Source organism: Parvimonas parva (genome assembly GCF_016552165.1).
Classification (GTDB): domain Bacteria; phylum Bacillota; class Clostridia; order Tissierellales; family Peptoniphilaceae; genus Parvimonas; species Parvimonas parva.
Window position 1 is genome coordinate 1 of the sequence record NZ_JACVDA010000040.1, and the last position, 4,551, is coordinate 4,551.

3 protein-coding genes are annotated in these 4,551 nt (G+C 26.0%); 1 reads left to right on the forward strand and 2 read right to left on the reverse strand.

The genetic code is table 11. From position 1 onward, the window contains the following. Window positions 1-913: 913 nt before the first annotated feature. On the reverse strand, window positions 914-2,335 hold the full coding sequence (gene mobV / locus IBJ83_RS08255; RefSeq protein ID WP_201276069.1) for a MobV family relaxase: 1,422 nt from the start codon (window positions 2,333-2,335) through the stop codon (window positions 914-916). Between the two features lie 330 nt (window positions 2,336-2,665). On the opposite strand from mobV, the gene IBJ83_RS08260 reads away from it, so the two are divergent. Further along, window positions 2,666-3,343, forward strand: a complete 678-nt coding sequence (locus tag IBJ83_RS08260; RefSeq protein WP_197904215.1) for a hypothetical protein — start codon at window positions 2,666-2,668, stop codon at window positions 3,341-3,343. A gap of 252 nt (window positions 3,344-3,595) precedes the next feature. Here the strand turns inward: IBJ83_RS08260 and IBJ83_RS08265 are convergent, their stop codons facing one another. Next, complete coding sequence (locus tag IBJ83_RS08265) at window positions 3,596-4,408, reverse strand: replication initiation protein (protein ID WP_057257227.1); 813 nt, start codon at window positions 4,406-4,408, stop codon at window positions 3,596-3,598. Between the last annotated feature and the right edge of the window lie 143 nt (window positions 4,409-4,551).

The following is a 4,551-nucleotide window of genomic DNA, read 5'->3' on the forward strand; positions in this document are numbered from 1 at the left end:
TTTTTTACTCCTTTAATTCGTATTTTTTACTCCTTTAATTCGTATTTTTTACTCCTTTAATTCGTATTTTTTACTCCCTTTAATGCCCTCTAGAGCAGTAATACCAACGGTTCGCGAACCCCTAAAAGATATATAAAAGAATACTAAAAGGTTATTAAAAGAAAAGAAAAAAGGAACTCAACTCTGTGGATAACTTTTTTTTATCTTAATTTTTTTAATTTAGATATGGTTAATTTTTGACCTAAGTAGGTCAAAAATTTTCTAATATTTTTTATATAAATTTTTCGCTACGCTCAAAATTATTTTAAAAGGTGTCTCCCTATAGGTCGACTTTTTATATTTTATTTTTAAGGACGTGATTTTAAGAGCTAACGCTCTTTCTAAAATCATCGTCAATTAAAAAAACGGCTTTACTGATTTTCTTTGAAAATCATCGCCGTTTTAATTTAAAAATTTTGAATTATTTTATTTTCTTTTTTCAAAAAAGTTTTTAATTCAAATTTTTAGCAATTCTTTTATTAAAAACTGAATTAAGTCTCAAAGAAAAAAAATTAAGATTAATAATATATTCATAAAATCACCCCCTTTCTTAATATTATTTTACTCGTCTAATAATTTATTTGACAAAAAAACAAAAAATGGGTATTATATAATTAAGCAAAGGGTTAACAAGAGTGTTCAAGTTAATAGTGTTTTAAGCACAAAAAAAGCAAGGTATTGCAGTACCTTGCTTTTTTATTTTTGGGCTATCGTCTTTTGTTAATGCTATCAAACCACTTGCAGAAAATGTAAGCAATCACTTCTACCAAGATAGCATTTATTAGGGTTATAAGATTATTCAAGTTCATCACCTCCAGACTGTGTCTGTGTGGTTTAGACGACTTATATATTATAACACAATTTAAAATATAAATTATAAACTAAAATCTCTTGATTTTTTTGTAATAGATTTATTAGATTTTATTTTTTCTTTGTAACGATTTATACGTTCATCTAATGTTTCAAAAGATTTACTGTTAGTCATTTCAAATACAGCATCGTCTATAACTTGTATATCTCTTTTGTTATAATTTGTTATTTCTACTTGCCTAATCTTTAGAATTTCATGTTCGCTAAGAATTTTTTTACATTGTTCTAAATTTAAATTTTTAAAATTTAATGATTTTATTTTCTTGCTTAGATAGCTATTAATACTTTTATCGCAAAGACGATTTAAATTTTCGACAAAGAAATAGTAATTATAAGAACTATCTAAAGTTTTATAATATATAAACTTTTCAAAATTTTCTAAAGTTTCATTCAAGTTAGAAATCTCATTAATAGCCCCCTTAAAGGAGTCTTTTAATTCTTTATTTTCATCTGTGAAGCATTTAATCGTGAAGTCCTTTTGTCTTAAATCAGACTTTAAAAATTCAATTTCGTTAGAACTATCAATCAACTCCTCTCTTAATCGAGAAATTTTGATGTTTTTAGAGCTTTTTTTTAATTCTGCTAAGTCTTGGGTTAATTTTTCATTATTTGCTTTTAAAACGTCAATTTTTTCGTTTAGAGAAGAATTTTTAACGTTTAATTTTTTAAAATTAGATTTTAGTTTATCATAATCAGACTTTTTAATCATTTCGCCTAAAAAGGGTATTTTTTTAACTTCAACTTTTTGTATTGGTTTATCTTCGGTTTTTTGGTTATCTTTCAAAATAGGGGCGTTTTTTTGTGATACAAAGTAATTTCTGATTGTATCGTCCTTTAATTCTTTTATTGTTTTATTTTCTTTGGTTATTCCAGTATGAACTAAACACTCATAGCTTAGGTTATTATCCAAGTATTCTTGGTAATCTTTGTGAAATGTCTTTAATTCTGTTTTTGTTATGACTTCTTTAGCACAGACTTTTTCTATGTTTTTCTTTTTATCAAACACTACAGGAATAAAAGCAAAGTGCATATGTGGTGTAGTTTCGTCCATATGGACAAATGAGGATACTACATTTTGTTTCCCATACCTATTCTCTAAAAATTTGTAGGAATGTTCAAAAAATTCCCTAATAGCCTTTGGGTTATCTTTGAATTTCAAATATGTATCTTGTGGAATGGTAGTTACACAACTGCATAATGTTTTTACATCATTTCGGTTAAATACTTGTACTTGAGATAATCTGTCTTTGTATATCTGGTATTGTTTTTTATCTCTATTCCAAGCAAGGTTATAATTTTGGTCTGTCTTTGTTGTATCTATTTCTTGATTACTAAATTTAACAAATTCCCCATTCTCCTTTTTTCGCTCAAAATGTGCGAACAAATGTCCAACGGAATTTTTAGCAAATTTTTCTATATGTGCCACATCTAGCTACCACCTTTCTGCGTAATTAATTTTATGCTATTATACGAGTACATAATACCATAAAATTAAAAACTTGAAAAGTGGTAGAGCAAGTTATACCAAAATTTCATTTTGGAACTTGCAAGGGGGACTTTATCCCCCTTAACCCCCAACAAAAAAATCCATAAGTACAATGTGCTAAACACAAAGTACAAATGGATTTTTATAGTTGAACCATAACCATTTAATTATATCATATTTTGGTAAAAAATATCAGTCTTGACAAATTTATATAGCAGGAATATGATTTTGTTAAAGTACAATTGTGCTAATTTCTTAGGAGGTATCGTTATGAAAAAAGAAAAAAAGATTGCATTTTTACTTGCAACAGTGTTAGGAATTGTTTCAATGGGAATGCCAGTAAATCAAATTAAAACTTACGCAAAAGAAGAATCCATAAACAAAAATGATAATGTTAAATTAACTATTTCAAATGAATTTTTATCTAAATTAGATGAGTTTGTAATAGTTAAAAATAATTCTTTTAAATTGATTGAGAACGAAAAATTAAAAGAAGTTGTAAAAGAATATGCAAATAAAAACAATTTTTCTTATGAAGAATTATTAATAGTAATAAGAAATATGATAACCGAAACGAATGTAGATATAAAAACTAATCACAAAATCATAGATGAAGAAAAAACTATAATAGATACAGAAATAAAAGCTACTTTTTGGGATGATACAGGACATGAAGTTATACAAAAATGGTGGGGAGCAAGACACATATTTAATAATGGAACACAAGTTAGGAGATATGCATACAAGATAAGTACATCATCAACTTCAGCTTATGCACTTGCAGCATTATTCAGCATACCAGTTCCACCAGCAGCTGTTATTGAAGGGCTTATTGGATCCTATCTAGGGCAAATGTCTGCTGATTTGCGAAATTATTGGGAAGAACACGAAAGTCCATTTTATTTTGATGTTTCTAGAGTTTTATACTATAGCTTTACAATACAATAATAACTATGGATTCTAATAAATTGAAAAGCATATTAACTATTTCATTTTTTCTATTATCGTTTGTATTAATGGTATATTTGGTAGTCCTGAAGAAAGTTAAATTTGAAACTTATACAAAAATATTTTTGGTGATTTTATATTTATATGTGGTGTTGTTTAATTTAATTTAATATGTATCAGTGAAGATGTGTTAGATTTTTATAATCATAAATGGCTATATATTTGACACATCTTTATATATTTTTAATCAAACTATCTTTGCAAAAAATCAAGTTGTCCATCTAGTTCTTGTCTTTCTTCGGTTTCAAAATTTCGCCAAACTTCACGTTCAGTATTTGATAGTTTTGTTTTATTCCCATTAATTCTAACGTTATATGGTGTTTCGTCTTCTTTTTCAAACGTAAAAACAATATGTGTTACTTTATTACCCCGTCCAGCATAAGCACCTTTTTTCTTGATTTTTTCAATCTGTAAATTTTTAAAAAGTGGAGATAGCTCGATTTCAATAAATTTCAACACATTTTTATTTATATCAGTCATCCTATAGCATTTTGGAATATCTAAAATTCTTCTAAATTCTTCTATTTCAACAGTCCACATGCCAGTTTTTCTAAATTGTTTTAATCTTCTGTAACACTCTTTTGAGTATTTTGATTTTAGGTCAATAAATTCTTTTAGTTCAAATCTTGTAAAGTTAGATGTTAATTCGTTAAGAACAAAATAAAATTCTGGATTAACTCCAATGGTTATTTTGTTATTATCTCCGTTTACTGTGTATTTGTTGAATAATACAAATTTAGTAAAATTAACATCATCACCAATCTTAAAGTTTAATTTTATTAATTTATCATAAGTTTTTTCTAAATCTTTTATAAACTTTTTATTACTTTGTTTAGGGTCATAATTAGATATTTTTTTTAGTTGTTCAAAAGAAAATTCGATTATTTTTAGTCCTTGTTCTCTCATTTTGCTACAAATAGTCATTAGTAAATCTAACTCTATAACATTAAAGTCTTTAAAATTCACCTCATTCATTTGATTGTTGTATTTAACTATTTCATTCATAAAAACACCTCCAAAAATATTGTTTTAATTATTATAAAATAAATATGGAGTATTGTCAATTAAAAGTACTCCTTTAATTCGTATTTTTTACTCCTTTAATTCGTATTTTTTACTCCTTTAATTCGTATTTTTTACTCCTTTAA

Excerpts from the sequence above, each read along its gene's own strand:
- IBJ83_RS08260 (WP_197904215.1), top strand. The coding sequence starts at position 2,666 with ATGAAAAAAGAAAAAAAGATTGCATTTTTACTTGCAACAGTGTTAGGA.
- IBJ83_RS08265 (WP_057257227.1), bottom strand. The coding sequence starts at position 4,408 with ATGAATGAAATAGTTAAATACAACAATCAAATGAATGAGGTGAATTTT.